The organism is Micromonospora zhanjiangensis, assembly GCF_042650605.1.
GTDB lineage: Bacteria > Actinomycetota > Actinomycetes > Mycobacteriales > Micromonosporaceae > Micromonospora_J > Micromonospora_J zhanjiangensis.
Genome location: NZ_JBHSBN010000015.1, coordinates 1 through 14797 on the forward strand (window position 1 = coordinate 1; position 14797 = coordinate 14797).

Genomic DNA, 14797 nt, shown 5'->3' on the forward strand with positions numbered 1-14797 from the left:
ACCCGCTCCTCGCCCTCGATTACACCGGTGACCGAACAACCCTCACGCACCTCGACACCCTTGCGCTTCGCGTTGTTCAACAGGATCTCGTCGAACCGCGCCCGCTCGACCTGGTAGGCGAACGACGCGGACCCGGTCATCCGTTCCGAGAGGCCGAAGGAGAACGTCCACGGCTCCGGCCGCGCACCCCAACGGAACGTGCCACCCTTCTTCTTCGGGAAGCCGGCCTCCGCCAGCTCGTCCGTGACGCCGAGCAGCCGGCACACCCCGTGAACCGTCGACGGCAGCAACGACTCGCCGATCTGGTACCGGGGAAAGACCTCCTTCTCCAGCAACAACACCCGATGACCCTGCATGGCCACCAGCGAAGCCACCGTCGAACCGGCCGGCCCACCACCCGCCACCACCACGTCGAACTCTTCCACCGGCATGTCACACCGTCTCTCGATCGAGTATTTGCCTGTTGTTGCCGATTCTGACGTCGCACCGCGTCGGCGTGAAGTTCGTCAATCTGACACCGGGGTCGATCACCAGGCCACCATGAGGCTGGTCAATCCGTACGCCGGGGTGCTGGTCCGGAACCTGGTCTCCTGGGCCGGATCCGCCAGTCTCAGCCCGGGAAAGCGCCGCCACAGCGACGTGTAGACGATGCGCAGTTCCAGCCGGGCCAGGGCGGCCCCGAGGCAGTGGTGCACGCCGTGCCCGAACGCGACGTGCGGGACCGGCTCGCGCGTGACGTCGAGGCGGTCCGCGTCCGGCAGCAGGTCGGGATCGCGGTTCGCCATGGGCAGCGAGCAGAGGACGGTCTCCCCCGCCCTGATCACCCGACCCGCGACGGTGACGTCCTCGATGGCGGTCCGGGGTGTCGGGGCGTACGGGGCCGTCAGGTACCGGATCAGCTCGTCGACCGCCCGATCCGCCGCCTTCTCGTCGCCCCGCACCGCGGCGATCTGGTCGGGGTGGCGCAGCAGCGCCAGCACGCCCAGACCGATCATGCCGGAGATGTTGTCGTCGCCGGCCAGCATCACCTGCACGCAGAAGCCCCTCAGCTCCTCGTCGGTGATGGTGTCACCGTGTTCGGCGAGGATCGATCCGAGCAGCCCCTCGCCCGGGTCCTTCCGTTCCCTGGCCATCATCGCCAGCAGGTAACGGGAGAACGCCTCGCCGGCCGCGGCCCGCTTCTTCTGACTCCGCGCGGCGTCCAGATGCGCGTGACAGAGCTGCCGGAACATGGCCCGGTCGTCCTGGGGCACCCCGATCAGCTCGCAGAGCACGGCCGCGGGCACCTCGTCGGCGACCAGCTCGACCAGGTCCGCCGGCGACCCCTCCTGCTCCATGACGTCGAGCCGGTCCGCGACGATCCGCTCGATGCGCGGCGCCAGCCGCCGCATCCGGCGCTGGGTGAATCCCGGTGTCATCAACTGCCGCAGTCGGGTGTGCTCGGGCGGGTCGTAGTCCATCAGGTTGCCGACCAGCTCGCGCGGTCGGAAGACGCCCTTCCCGCCGATCTCGTCCCGCGGGTTGAAGCGACGCCGGGCGCTGAACCGCTGGTGGTCGCCGAGCACCTGGCGGACGACGGCGTGCCCCGCGGCGAGCCAGGTGGGGCTGGCCTCCGCCCCGGAGCCCAGCGTGATCTTCGTCAGTTTTCCGGCGGCGCGCAGGTCGTCCGCCGGATCGAAGCCCTGTCGACGGGCGTGGATCGGGAGCGAGTCGTCACCACTCAAGGGGAAGCTCCTCGACGGCGAAGGGTGCCGGCCGGCCCGGCTTGAACCGTAACTCCTCCGGCGGGACCGCCAGCCGCAACGACGGGAACCGGCGGACCACCGCCGGCAGCACCACCCGCAGTTCGAGTTTGGCCAGCGGCGCGCCGATGCAGTGGTGGATGCCGTGCCCGAAGGCCAGGTGCGCGGGGGCCTGCCGGGTGATGTCGAACCGGTCGTCCCGCGTACGGTTGGCCGCCAGCATCGAACAGGTCAGCACCTCACCGGCGCGGATGTCGTACCCCGCCAGCCGGACGTCGGTGAGCGCCACCCGCGGCGAGGGCGCCTCGACGACCGACGCGTAGCGGAGCACCTCCTCGATCGCGCCGTCCACGAGTTCCGGACGGTCGCGCAGCAGCGCCAACTGCCCGGGATGGGTCACCAGGAGCAGCACCGCGACCGCCAGTTGGGCGGCCATCTGCTCGGTGGCCATGGTCAGGTTCGCCTCGGCGAGCCCGGCCAGTTCCTCCTGGGACACCTCGTCCCCGTGCTCGCGCACGACAGCGCCGATCAACCCCTCGCCGGGATCGCGCCGCTTGCGGGTGGCCAGCCGCTCGGCGTAGTTGACGACGCCCAGCCCCGCCGCGGCCCGCTGCCGGGGAATCCGACTCTCCCGGCTGTCCCGGATCATCCGCGACAGCTCGGCCTGGTCGTCCCGGGGGACGCCGAGGAACTCGCAGGCGATGAACGCCGGGATCGGCCAGGCGACGTACCGGACGAAGTCGACCGGCGATCCCACGCTCTCGAAGTCGTCCAGGCAGTCCTCGACGATCTCCTCGATCCGGGGCCGCAGCACCTTCAAGCGTCGGGCCGAGTACGCCGGCGCCACCGTCCTGCGCAACCGGGTGTGCTCGGGCGGGTCGTACACCTGCAGGAGCCCCGGCAGTTGGGCCCGGTCCGCCTCGTCGTCGACGGGCCGCATCGAGCTGAACCGGACGTGGTCGGCGAGAATCTCCCGCATCTCGTCGTAGCCGGTGACCAGCCACTGCTTGCGGCCGTCCATCCCCGGTTCCGTGTCGTACTCGTGCAGCGGCCCCTTTTCTTGCATCGCACAGAACTCCGGTACCGGGTCGAGCCGGTGCCGCTGGTGCGGCAGGGGAAGTGCCATCGATCCTCCTGTGCTTTCCGGCTCTACCAGTCGAGCAGCAGGGCTTCCACGTCGAACGGGGGCGGCCCCAAGGTGACGGCACGGTCCGGCTGCGCCAGCCTCAGGGTGGGAAAGCGGTGCGCCAGCGCCGGAATGGCCGTCCGGAACACCAACTCGGCCAGACTTCTGCCGAGGCAGTGATGGATTCCGTGGCCGAACGCGACATGCTCCGGCCGGGTCCGGGTGATGTCGAACCCGTCCACCGGATCCGGGAAATTCTGGCGGTTGGCGGCCAGCAGGGAGCAGGTGACGGTGTCACCGGCCTTGACGAGACGGTCACCGATGCGCACATCCTCCAGCGCGATGCGCGGATGGGTCTTCTCGTCGGTGGTGAGATACCGGGTGACCTCATCCAGCCAGTCCGGGATCGTCTCCGGCTTCTCCCGCAGCAGGGCGAACTGTTCCGGCTCGTCCACCATCAGCAACGCGCCGGCGGCCAGGAAACGCGCCACCTGGTCCGCGCCCGCACCCATGACGAACGCGGCCACCCCGGTCAGTTCCGCGTCCGTGATCTCGTCGCCGTGTTCGCGCACCACGACCCCGAACATGTCGTCGCCGGGGTCGCGGCGCGTGCGGGCGGTGGCCTTGTTCATGTACGTCATGAACTTGTTCCCCGCCACCACCCGCCGCTTCTCCGACCGTTCGGTCCGGCTGGCGTGCAGGCACCGGGACAGATCCGCCTGATCGTCCCGGGGAATGCCGAGGAAGTCGCAGGTCGCCGTGGTGCCGACCGCCCACCCGAAGTGCGGGACGAAGTCCAGCGGGCCGCCGGTCGCCTCGATCGTGTCCAGGGTGTCCCCGACGACCCGCTCGACCTGGCCGCGGAACTTCTGCATCCGCCGGACGGCGAAGGCCGGCGCCACCAACCGGCGCAGTCGGGTGTGTTCCGGCGGGTCGTACTGGGTGAGGAAGCCGGGCCAGGCGATGCCGGCCGCGGTCCCGCCGTAGATCAGCCGGGCGCTGAACTTGTCCGAACCGAGGACCTGCCGGACCTCGTCGAGCCCGGTGGCGAGCCACGCGGTCCGGCCGCCGGGGTGGTCCTCGCTGCCCAACGACGTCATCGGGCCCTCGGCCATCAGGGCGCGAAGCTCCGGTATCGGATCGAACCGGTTCCTCCGGTGCAGCTCCAGGGCCTGGACAACATTGATCTCCTCGAACACGCCACCGATCCCTTCGCTCAACCGAGCGGCGTACGTCGGGTCGTCGGACCCGTCCAACCGTCCGCCCTGAGCGGCTGGACACCGCCGTTCACGCGCCGACCTCCTCGACCAGGCTCTTCGGCCGCAGGTCCGTCCAGTTCTGCTCGACGTAGCTGAGGCACTCCTGCCGGGACGCCTCGCCGTGGACGACGGTCCAGCCGGCCGGCACCTCGGCGAAGGCGGGCCAGAGGGAGTGCTGGCCCTCGTCGTTGACGAGCACGAAGAAGGAGCCGTCCTCGTTGTCGAACGGATTGGTCATCGTGGTGTCCTCTCCCGCTCCGGCCCGGGCCGGAGCTTCTCGGCGACGGCCGACCCGGTCCGGGCCGGCCCCGTGGTGTGCGTTGTCATCCGCCACGAACCACGTGGCGCAGGGGCTCCGGCTCGTCGTCGAGCTCGGCTTCGTAGGTGAGCGTGTCGACCGCGTCGCCCGCCGGACCGGTCCCGTTGCCACCCGGCTTGAAGAACTGCGTGTGGTAGAGCTCGGCGTAGAGGCCGCCCCGCGCCAGCAGCGCCTCGTGCGTACCGCTCTCCCGGACCCCGCCGTCGTCGATGACGAGGATCTGGTCGGCCTCCCGGATGGTGGACAACCGGTGGGCGATCACCAGCGACGTACGGCTGCGCAGGGCGGTCTTGAGCGCCCGCTGCACGGCCGCCTCTGACTCGGAGTCCAGGTGCGCGGTGGCCTCGTCGAGCACGACGACCGTGGGCTCCTTCAGCAGCAGCCGGGCGATGGCCAGTCGCTGCTTCTCCCCGCCCGACATGCGGTAGCCGCGATCACCGGTGACGGTGTCGAACCCACCCGGCAGGGACTCGATCAGGTCCCAGATCTGGGCACCCTTGCACGCCTCGATCAGCTCGTCCTCGGTCGCGGTGGGACGGGCGTAGAGCAGGTTCTCCCGGATCGTGTCGTGGAAGAGGTACGCGTCCTGGCTGACCACCCCCACCGTCGCCCGGAGCGAGTCGAAGGTGAGGTCGCGCAGATCGTGTCCGCCGATCCGGACGGTGCCGGAGGTCGGATCGTACAGTCGGGTCACCAGGTGGGTGATGGTGCTCTTGCCCGCGCCGGACGGTCCGACGAGCGCGGTGAGAGTCCCGGCCGGCACGTGGAAGCTCACGCCCCGCAGGACCTCCGGCGTCGTCTCCCCGCGCTTGCGTTCGGCGCGCACGTACTCCAGCGACGCCAGCGAGACCTCGTTCGCGGTGGGGTAGCGGAACGCGACGTTCTCGAACTCGATGTCCGGTGCCACGTTCCGGGCGAGCCCGACCGCGCCGGGCCGTTCCTGGATCAGTGGCTTCAGATCGAGCAGCTCGAAGATCCGGGAGAAGCTCACCACGATCATCTGCGCGGTCTCCTGCAGCCCGGACAGCTGGACCATCGGACCGAACAGCCGGCTCAGCAGGGTGACGATGGCGACCAGCGTGCCGAGCTGGAACGCCCCGTCGAGCACCAGGTTACCGCCGACCCCGTAGACGAGCGCCGTGGCGAGCGAGGCCATCAGCCCCATCATGACGAAGGCCAGCCGGCCGAACACCGAGAGGTTGACGCCGATCGTGCGGATCCGCCCGGCCCGGTCGGCGTACTCGGCCAGTTCCTCCTTCGGCCGGCCGAAGAGCTTGGAGAGCATCGCCCCCTGCACGTTGAACCGCTCCTGGAGGAGTCCACCGAGGTTGGCGTTCGCCTCCATCAGCCGTTCCGTGCGCCGCTGTATCACCCGCCCCACGTAGACCCAGGGCACGATGAACAGCGGAATCACCAGCAGGGTGACGACGGCCACCAGCCACGACAGGTAGAACAACTCGGCGAGCACCAGCGCGACCGTCAGCGCACTCGTGGCCGCCATCAGCAGGTGGGTGAACTCCTGCTGGGCCATGATCAGTTCCGTGTGCAGCCGGCCGACCAGGACCCCGGTCTGGGTCCGGGTGAAGAACGCGATCGGCAGCCGCTGTACGTGGCTCAGGGACTGGACGCGCAGGTCGTAGGTGACCCCCTGCCCGATCCGGCCGGAGATGTAGGCCGAGGCCAACTCCAACAGGCCACCCGCCACCGCGAGTCCGGCGGCCAGGCAGGCCATCATCACCACGAGCCGGGGATCGTTCTTGAGGATGCCGTCGTTGACCAGCCTCATCAGCAGCAGCGGGGTCGCGATGACCGCGAGCGACTCCAGCGCGGCGATGAGGACGAAGAGCGCCACCTTGCCGATGTGCGGGCGGAAGTAGGCGAGCACCCTGCGCACCGTCCCCGGACGGACCTTGCTCTGCCAGGGATCCGGATCACCCTCAGCGCTCTTCGGCTGTCCCCCGAAGTTCAGCACCACGTCCACAAAGCATCCTCTCTCAGATGACTCGCGACATCATCGATCTCATCGTGGCGGCGGGAGCCGATGTCCACGAGTGGGTCCGAGCGGCCGTCTCAGCCGCAGCGGTACAGAAGCTGGTCGCGTGGCACCACGTCGTCGGTCACGGCCGCGCACGTCGCGGTGACCCCACGCGTAGATGGCACCGAGCGTGCCGGCGCGGCTCGGCTCACGCGGAGCCCGACGCCGGTCCGGCATTGGCGTCGAAGGAGCTGCCGGAGTAGTCGGGATCGAGCACGGAGACGGCGTACGTGGCGGGTGCGGCCAGCATGGCCGCGACGCCGAGGGCGAGTCCGGCGGTGACCAGGGCGGTCGGGGCGGTCCGGACGACCCGCGCCAGGACCAGCACCAGCACGGCGACCACGCCGAGCGCGAGCGTGCCCCATCTGGCCCAGGGCAGGAAGTTGGGGTAGTGGGACCACAGCCAGGCGGCCCACGCCGTTTCGGCCGCGACCGCGAGCGGCAGCACCCAGGCCCGCCCGCCGCCGCCGGGGTACTCCCGCCAGAACGTCACGACGCCGAGGGCGCAGAGGGCCGCGATCGCGGGGGCGAGATCCGCCACGAACGCGGTGTGGTCGACGGCGCTCGCGCTGAAGACGAAGGCGAAGGTCACCAGCCACACACCCCACATCACCAACCCGCCGCGCACCGGGTCGGTGCGCTCGGTCCGGCGCTTCCACCAGAGCCCGCACAGCAACGCCAGCAGGGCGAGCGGGAACAGCCAGGCGATCGCGACGCCGAGATGGCCGTCGAGCAGCTTGGTCGATCCCAACGGATCCACCCTGCTCTCCGCCTTGGACAGGTCCCCGTCCGGAGGGCCCTCGACCATCGGCCCCTGACCCTGGGCCCGCGGGCCGACGTTGCCGTTCTGGTCCGGGCCTCCCGGGCCCACGTTGCCCTCCTGGTCCTGACCTCCCGGGCCGACGTTGCCCTCCTGGTCCTGACCCCGCGGGCCCACGTTGCCCTCCTGGTCCTGACCCCGCGAGCCGACGTCACCCGCGCGCTCGTGCGCCCGCGCGTTGCCGTCCGGGCCCAGCCACGGACCGCCGCCCTCACCCCTGAGGTTGAGCGGCGCGGCGCCGGGGATGTGGATGCCCAGGCGGCTGAGCCCGTTGTATCCGAACACCATGGCGAAGGCGCTGTTGTTGGTGCTGCCGCTGACGTAGGGCCGGTCGGCGGCCGGGGTCACGGTGTAGAGCAGGACCCACGACAGGGACACCGCCAGCATCACCACGCCGGCGATCCCCAGGTGCCGCAACCGACCACGCAGGTCGACCGGCGCGGTGAGCAGGTAGCCGACCGCCAGGGCGGGCAGGACCAACCACGCCTGCAGGCTCTTGCACTGGAAGGCCAGCCCGACCCAGACGCCGGCCCAGACCAGCGATCGGAGTCGTGCCTCCAGCACGGCGCGCTGGTACGCGTCGACGGCGAACAGCAGGCACATGACCAGCGCGCCGTCCGCCATGCTGTGCCCGAACATCGAGGCGGTGACCGGGGTGAGGGTGAAGATGCCGGCGGCGAGCAGGCCGGGTACCACGCCGGCCCACCGCCGCACGACGCGGTAGAGCACGAGCACCGAGATCACCCCCTCGATGACCTGCGGCAGTGCCAGGGACCACGGGTGGAAACCGAAGATTCTGGCCGAGACGGCCTGCGGTATGAACGAGCCGGCGAGCTTGTCGAGCGTGTACGTCGCCGCCGGGTCGGCGGCGCCGTACAGGAACGCCTTCCAGCTTCCGGACATGCTCCGGGCGGCGTCCGAGTACAGCGGCGCGTAGTCGACCAGCCGCAGGTTCCAGGCGTACAGCACCAGCGCCAGGAGCGCGATACCCAGCAACGCGGGCCGGGCCCAGGCCGGTTGGTCGGCCGGCGAGCGCCATACCGCCCATCGACCGGGGCGGCCCCCGGGCACCTGCTCGCGGGACGGTGACGGCAGATCGGTGAGGGTTTCGGACATCCCGGTACCTCCAGTCGTGATACGGCGTTACGGTGCGAGGTCAGGTCCCGCCGGGCTCTCGAAGCACGGGGACCAGTCTCGTGAGGCTGTTCCCGCGCTACAACGGGTGCACGTTGGACAATGGCCGTCCCGGCCGGTGGACTCGACGTCGCTCAGCCGGTGACGGCCGGCAATCCCCGACGGGCCGCGTCGAACAGCAGGCGTGCGGCCACGGTCGTCCCGTCGGTGCGGATCGTGCCGGCCACGGCGACCGCCCGTACGCGTGTCGCCGGGGCCAGGGCCGTGGCGAGCGCGGCCGACAGGGAGTCCACGGTCGGTGTCCGACCGTCGTGTGCCACGCCGACTCCCAGCTCGGCCACCCGGCTCGCGTAGTGCGGCTGATCCGCCACCTGGGGCACCACGACCTGGGGTACGCCGGCCAGGGTGGCGACGTGTGTCGTGCCCACGCCGCCGTGGTGCACGGCGGCGGCCACCCGGCCGAACAACAGCCGCAGGTTCACCTCGCCGACGGCGAAACAGTCGTCGCGGTCGTCGGGCAGGGCCAGGCCGACGCGGCCGCGGGACAGGACCGCCCGCCGACCCTGGGCGCGAATCGCCTCGACGGCCACCCTCGCGACGTCGGCCGGAGCCGGCGCGCTGCCGAAGCCCACGTACACCGGTGGCGGCCCGGCCTCGAGAAAGGCCGTCAACCCCGCCGGAAGCGGCCGTTCGTCGGGCAGGATCCAGGCACCGGTCCGCACACCGTCGACGCCCGGTTGCGGCGGCGCCAGGACCGGATCGGCCGCCAGCCAGGGTCGATCGGTGTGGCAGTAGTCGACCACGTTCCGCACCGGCGGCAGGCCGATCAGGGCCCGCTGCCGGTTGAGTTCACCGCCGAACAGCCCGTCGGCGCTCTCGTTGAACGGGCCCCGCTCCTGCGGCGTCGGCAGGACGAACGGGGACGCGGCCGCGTAGAAGTAGGGGATGCCCAGCTTCTCCGCCACCGACCGTACGGCGACCGCGCCGGAGATCAGGCCACTGGCCACCACCGCGTCGCATCCCCGCGCGGCCGTCGGGACCGCGTCGAACTGCGTGCGGATCTCCGCGAGCACGCCGTGGATCCCGGGCGGCCCGCCCAGCTCGCCCGCCTCCTCCCGCACCGCCCGGCCGATCGGCACCAGCGGCACGTCGACCTCGGCCAGCCGGTCGGCGAAGTCCGGCGGCGCGCACATCCGTACGTCCGCACCGAGGGTCCGCAACCGCACCGCCAGCGCCACCGGTGGTTCGACATCTCCGCGTGGTCCGTACGACCAGATCAGTACACGCATCTCACCCGCCGTTTCCCGGCCCGCAGGCAGCTCGGACGTGGTCCAACCATAGTGAAGTTGCTCAATGTCCAGGTCGGTGCCGGCGCACCGCGGACGACGCCGGCACCGGTACTCCGGGTGCTCGTCCAACCGACCGTATTGAGCGGCTGGACGCCGGATCCTCAGCCGGGCGTACGTGCCACGGCGAAGACGGACTGACCGAACGGCGGCCGCACGATCCGCTCGGCGGCCCTGGTGACCGGCAACACCAGCGTGTCGTACAGCTTGACCATCGGACCCTCCTTCGGCGCCAGCTTGAAGATGCTGGTGGCGCCGTAGTAGCCGAGCAGCCCGAGGGCGTTGGCGTAGTGCAGCTTCTCGATCCGCAGGCCGGCCTCGGTCATGGCCTGGCGCATCGTCTTCTTCGTGTACCGACGGATGTGGCCGGTGGCGATGTCCACCGCGCTCATCGCGAACATGAACGCCGGCACGATCACGATGACCCGGCCGCCGGGCCGGACCAGTCCGGCCATGCTGCGCAGCGCGCCGACATGGTCCTCGATGTGCTCGAGAACGTTGTACGAGACGGCGGCGCTGAACTCGCCGGTCGCCTCGGTGGTGGGCAGCAGCATCTTCCACACCTCGATGCCGGGCCGCCCGCCGAGGCGCTCCTCGAGCCGCTGGAGCCGGTCCGGGTCCGCTTCGGTCGCCGTGAACCGGGGAACGTGCTTGGCCCACTCGACCGCGTAGTCGCCCAGACCGCTGCCGATCTCGATCGGGTTGTCGCCCAGGTACGGCAGGGCCAGCTCGACGAACCACCGCCGGTGGTTCACGGCCGTCGCCAGGCCCTCGAGTACCTCGGACTGGATCCGCTGGTCTCCGTTGATGTCCGTCATGTGGGTTCCCTTGTCGCCTCTCAGGGCAGCCGGGCCGCGCCGGCGTGCAGACAGGACAGCAACGTACGGGCCTGGACGTTGAGGTAGTGGCCGTGGCCGGCCAGGCCGCCGAGCTGGCCGGCGGTGGCCCACTGGAAGCCAGCCGGCGGCTGCAGCGCGACCTCGTCCCCGGTGACGTCGACCAGCAGGTAGCGACTCTCCGCGTTCAGGAACCGGCCACCCTCCTCGGAGTGCCGGGCCTCGTAGCGGATCCGCTCGGGCGGGGCCGCCAGCACCAGGTCCAGGAAGGGCGGACGCTCCGCCGCGGGCAGGTGCGCCGAGTTGGCCGGGTTGCACTGCACCGTGGGGGCCAGCTCAACCTTGTCCAGCAGGCCGGCCTCGGCCTTCGCCTGGACCAGCAGATGCGGTACGCCGCCGATGTCCCGGACCAGGAACGCGGTGACGCCGGTCCCGGTCGGTTCGATCAGCGGCTGCGACCAGCTCGACACCTCCCGGCTGCTGGCCTCCACGGAGACGGCGACCAGCCGGAAGTAGCGGCCGTCGGGCCGGCGGATGCAGTACGCGTCGCGCTCCCAGCCGGCGACCGCCGCCAGCGGCTTGCACTCGATCGTCGGGTCCCACCGGGACCGTTCGACGGTGAACCAGGACTGCAGCTCCGCGTCGCTGTGCAGGGCCCCCGGCTCGCCGGCGGCGATCGGCAGGCAGGCGATGACCGTCCGGCAGTCCATGTTCACCACGTTGTCCAGCCGCAGCAGCTCGCCGATCTGGCCCAGGGTGAGCCAGCAGAAGTCCGCCCGCGGCACCACCTCGCCGGTCGCCTCGACAAGCATGTTGCGGTTGGACTTGCGGTAGAACCAGGAGCCGTGCTCGGACTGCAGCACGTCGATGTGCACCCGGCCGCGTCCCGGCCCGGTGAAGTGCTCCAGGTACGGGACTTCGGCACCACGGTGCACGCCCGTGTAGTTGCTGCGGGTGGCCTGCACGGTGGGCGACAGTTGCAGCTGATTGGGATTGCCCGGCTCCATCTTGGCCTGGAGCAGGAAATGCAGGACGCCGTCGAACTCTTTCACCAGGATGCCCAGGATCCCGTTCTCGGGTTGGCGGATGATCGGCTGCTCCCAGCTCGGGACGGTGCCCTCGCCGAGGGTGACGGACAGTCCTTCGACGCTGAAGAAGCGGCCGGTGTGGTGCACCAGGTTGCCCGTCCCCGGCGCGAACGACCAGCCGTCGAGTTCGTCGAACGCGATCCGGTCGACCGTGAAACGGTGCGCCCGGGCCCGGTCGGCGAGCCACCCCAGCAGATCCGCGGTACGGATCATGTGACCCTCGTCGGTCTGCGCCGCCGAACGCCGCAGCCGGTGGGGCAGGGCGCCGTCGACGCGCTGGCGCAGGGCGACGGCCGCGGTCACGACGGCTCCATCGCGTCGACGCAGTGGACGACCGTACGGTGCAGCGCCTCGTCGAGTGGCACCTGCGGGCGCCAGCCGGTGACCGCGCGGAACGCCGAGGAGTCGATGGTGACGCTCTGGAAGTCACCGGCCTCGGCGTGCGCGGGCGGCGGCACCGACACGACCTGCACCGGTGGCTTGCCGGTCTCCTCGGCGACCAGTTCGGCCACCCTGGTGAACACCTCGCCCAGCGGCGCCCCGTACCCGGAACCGAGCAACCAGGCACGGCCGGCCAGCTCCGCGACGTGATCGGCCGCGGCCACCAGGGCCCGGGCCACGTCGTCGACGTAGACCAGGTCGCGGCGCACCGTGCCGTCGTGCCACATGGTGATGTCCTGGCCGGCCACCGCGCGGCGCACCATCAGCGACACCACGCCCTTGTCCCGGGCGGTGGAGCGGGGGCCGGCGCCGAAGACCGTCGGCAGCCGGATCGAGGTTGCCCGGACGAGGCCCTGTTCGTGGGCGGCCAGCAGGGTCCGCTCGGCGGCCAGCTTCTGCCGGTCGTACTCCCCCGCCGGCCGGTCGGTCTCGGTACCGTCCAGGACCTCCCGGTCGGCCGGGCCGACCTGCGACGCCGCGCCGGTGAAGACGACGTGGACCGGCGGGTCGGACCGGCGTACGGCTTCGATCAGGTCGCGGACCAGGCCGACGGTGACCCGCTCGGCCGCCGAGTCGCCGTCGGCCACCCGCCAGGTGGTCGAGCCGGCGATGTACGCCACGGCATGGATCACGACGTCGGCGCCGGCCACGGCCTCGGCCAGCCGACCCGGCTCGCACAGGTCCACGGCCAGCACCTCGACCTCGGCGCGGGCGTCGTCGGGCACCGCCGCCGGGCGGCGGGACACCGCGCGCACCCGGCCCGGACGGGCGGCCAGCTCGCGCAGTACGGCGGAGCCGACGAAGCCGCTGGCGCCGAGCAGCACGACCAGGGGTGATTTCACCGCCACAGCTTCGCCTCCACGTTCCGGCACAGCTCGTAGTCGTCCAACAGGCCCTGCTCGCGGGCCTGCGCCAGGGTCGGCGCCGCCGTGTCCCGCTCGGACTGCCGGATCGTCAGCCCCTGCGGTACGGGCAGCCCGATCCCGGGATCGAGCGGCGAGACCGCGCGCTCGTTGGCCGGGACGTAGCCCTCGGACATCAGGTACACGATCACGGTGTCGTCCCGCAGCGACAGGAACGCGTGGCCGACGCCGACCGGGATGTAGAGGGCACGGCAGTTGTCGCCGCTGAGTTCCGTCATCTCCCACTGGCCGAAGGTGGGCGAGCCCACCCGCAGGTCGACGAGATAGTCCTGGACCTCGCCGTACGGGCAGTAGACGTACTTGGCCCGGCCGGGTGGGGTGGCCGTGTAGTGGATGCCCCGCAGCACGCCACGGGCCGACAGGTTGTGGCTCACGTCCCGGACGGGGAAGAGTGGCCGGTCGAGCGCCTCGGCGAAGGCGACCTCCTGGAACGGCGACGCGAACAGTCCCCGACTGTCCGGGTACACCGTGGGTCGAAACTGGAAAGCGCCGTCAATCGCGGACGGCACGACGGTCACCGCGGCCATGCGTTGTGCTCCTTCACTGCGAAGTCGTGGGTGCCGGAGGCGTCGGTGGTCACAGCGTCGCCAGGACGGAACGCAGCGCGTCGATGACGCGGTCCTGCACGTCCTCGGGCAGCGACGGGTACATCGGCAGCGAGAAGATCTCGCCGGCGAGTTCCTCGGTGACGGGCAGCGACCCGACCGGGTAGCCGAGGTCGGCGAAGCCGCTCATCGTGTGCACCGGCCACGGGTAGCTGATGTTCAGGGCGATGTCGTGGTCCTTGAGCGCCTCGATGATGTGGTCGCGGCGGGGATGGCGGACCACGTACACGTAGTAGACGTGGGTGTTGCCGGGGTTGGTGGCGGGTAGCTGCAGCCCGCCCGGCCCGGTGAGGTCGCCGAGGCGTTCGGCGTACCGGCGGGCGACGGCGTTGCGGCCGGCGATGTAGTCGTCCAGGCGGCGCAGCTTGCGCCGCAGGATCTCGGCGTGGACCTCGTCGAGCCGGGAGTTGTGGCCCGGCGTGCGCACGACGTAGTAGACCTTGTCCATGCCGTAGTAGCGCAGTTGCTTCAGGTTGCGGTCGACCTCTTCGTCGGAGGTCAACACCGCCCCGCCGTCACCGTACGCGCCGAGCACCTTGGTGGGATAGAAGGAGAACGCGGCGGCGTCACCCATGGTTCCGGCGAGCCGTCCGTGCCGGCGCGCCCCGTGCGCCTGGGCGCAGTCTTCGAGGATCTTGAGTCCGTGCCGCTCGGCCAGGCGGGTCAGCGGTGCCATGTCGACGCACTGGCCGTACAGGTGCACCGGGACGATCGCCCTGGTACGGGGGGTGATCGCCGCGGCGACCTGGTCGACGTCCATCAGGAAGTCGTCGGCGCGGACGTCGACGAAGACGGGTGTCGCACCGGCACCGACGACGGCGACCACGGTCGGCGCCGCCGTGTTGGACACGGTGATGACCTCGTCGCCGGGGCCGATGCCCAGTGCCTCGAGGCCGAGCTTGACGGCGTTGGTCCCGTTGTCGACGCCGGTGCCGTAGGGCACCCCGTGGTACGCGGCGAACTCGGCCTCGAAGCCCCGGACGCTGTCCCCGAGCACCAACTGCCCGGAGCCGAAGACCTGCTGCACCGCGTCGAGGATGTCGTCCTTCTCCTTCGCGTACTCCGGTAGGTAGTCCCATACACGAGTCGTCACTTGCCTGGCTCCCCATCGTCGAAGGGTGTG

The 14797-nt window shown here is 70.9% G+C and carries 13 protein-coding genes; all 13 read right to left on the minus strand.

The genetic code is table 11. The annotated features are described in order from the left end of the window. On the minus strand, window positions 1-431 hold a 431-nt coding region (locus ACFOX0_RS20570), incomplete at its 3' end, for a tryptophan 7-halogenase (RefSeq protein ID WP_377548405.1). A gap of 96 nt (window positions 432-527) precedes the next feature. After that, window positions 528-1724: a cytochrome P450 gene (locus ACFOX0_RS20575; RefSeq protein WP_377548407.1), complete on the minus strand. Its 1197-nt coding sequence runs from the start codon at window positions 1722-1724 to the stop codon at window positions 528-530. Continuing rightward, complete coding sequence (locus tag ACFOX0_RS20580) at window positions 1714-2868, minus strand: cytochrome P450 (protein ID WP_377548410.1); 1155 nt, start codon at window positions 2866-2868, stop codon at window positions 1714-1716. Before ACFOX0_RS20580 ends, ACFOX0_RS20575 begins: the two co-directional genes overlap by 11 nt. Before the next feature lie 23 nt (window positions 2869-2891). After that, window positions 2892-4088, minus strand: coding sequence for a cytochrome P450 (locus ACFOX0_RS20585; RefSeq protein WP_377548412.1), 1197 nt, complete (start codon window positions 4086-4088; stop codon window positions 2892-2894). Between the two features lie 67 nt (window positions 4089-4155). After that, window positions 4156-4365, minus strand: a complete 210-nt coding sequence (locus ACFOX0_RS20590) for an MbtH family protein (RefSeq protein ID WP_377548414.1) — start codon at window positions 4363-4365, stop codon at window positions 4156-4158. A gap of 85 nt (window positions 4366-4450) precedes the next feature. Further along, entirely contained in the window at window positions 4451-6427 is a 1977-nt protein-coding gene (locus ACFOX0_RS20595) for an ABC transporter ATP-binding protein (RefSeq protein WP_377548416.1), read from the minus strand. A gap of 202 nt (window positions 6428-6629) precedes the next feature. Continuing rightward, complete coding sequence (locus ACFOX0_RS20600) at window positions 6630-8417, minus strand: ArnT family glycosyltransferase (RefSeq protein ID WP_377548418.1); 1788 nt, start codon at window positions 8415-8417, stop codon at window positions 6630-6632. A gap of 152 nt (window positions 8418-8569) precedes the next feature. Next, complete coding sequence (locus ACFOX0_RS20605; RefSeq protein ID WP_377548420.1) at window positions 8570-9724, minus strand: glycosyltransferase; 1155 nt, start codon at window positions 9722-9724, stop codon at window positions 8570-8572. A 161-nt stretch (window positions 9725-9885) separates the two neighbouring features. Then, complete coding sequence (locus tag ACFOX0_RS20610; RefSeq protein ID WP_377548422.1) at window positions 9886-10599, minus strand: class I SAM-dependent methyltransferase; 714 nt, start codon at window positions 10597-10599, stop codon at window positions 9886-9888. Between the two features lie 20 nt (window positions 10600-10619). Further along, window positions 10620-12008, minus strand: coding sequence for an NDP-hexose 2,3-dehydratase family protein (locus tag ACFOX0_RS20615; protein ID WP_377548424.1), 1389 nt, complete (start codon window positions 12006-12008; stop codon window positions 10620-10622). Continuing rightward, window positions 12005-12994, minus strand: a complete 990-nt coding sequence (locus ACFOX0_RS20620) for an NAD-dependent epimerase/dehydratase family protein (protein WP_377548427.1) — start codon at window positions 12992-12994, stop codon at window positions 12005-12007. The genes ACFOX0_RS20615 and ACFOX0_RS20620 overlap by 4 nt, the downstream gene beginning before the upstream one ends. Further along, window positions 12985-13596, minus strand: a complete 612-nt coding sequence (locus ACFOX0_RS20625) for a dTDP-4-dehydrorhamnose 3,5-epimerase family protein (RefSeq protein WP_377548429.1) — start codon at window positions 13594-13596, stop codon at window positions 12985-12987. Before ACFOX0_RS20625 ends, ACFOX0_RS20620 begins: the two co-directional genes overlap by 10 nt. Window positions 13597-13645: 49 nt before the next feature. Beyond that, window positions 13646-14767 (minus strand): DegT/DnrJ/EryC1/StrS family aminotransferase, encoded by a 1122-nt coding sequence (locus ACFOX0_RS20630; protein WP_377548432.1) that lies wholly within the window; start codon window positions 14765-14767, stop codon window positions 13646-13648. Window positions 14768-14797 lie beyond the last annotated feature (30 nt).

What these genes read in the sequence shown, in the direction of transcription:
- ACFOX0_RS20610 (WP_377548422.1), bottom strand. Translation starts at nt 10,599, where the DNA reads ATGACGGACATCAACGGAGACCAGCGGATCCAGTCCGAGGTACTCGAG.
- ACFOX0_RS20580 (WP_377548410.1), bottom strand. Translation starts at nt 2,868, where the DNA reads ATGGCACTTCCCCTGCCGCACCAGCGGCACCGGCTCGACCCGGTACCG.
- ACFOX0_RS20600 (WP_377548418.1), bottom strand. Translation starts at nt 8,417, where the DNA reads ATGTCCGAAACCCTCACCGATCTGCCGTCACCGTCCCGCGAGCAGGTG.
- ACFOX0_RS20605 (WP_377548420.1), bottom strand. Translation starts at nt 9,724, where the DNA reads ATGCGTGTACTGATCTGGTCGTACGGACCACGCGGAGATGTCGAACCA.
- ACFOX0_RS20625 (WP_377548429.1), bottom strand. Translation starts at nt 13,596, where the DNA reads ATGGCCGCGGTGACCGTCGTGCCGTCCGCGATTGACGGCGCTTTCCAG.
- ACFOX0_RS20590 (WP_377548414.1), bottom strand. Translation starts at nt 4,365, where the DNA reads ATGACCAATCCGTTCGACAACGAGGACGGCTCCTTCTTCGTGCTCGTC.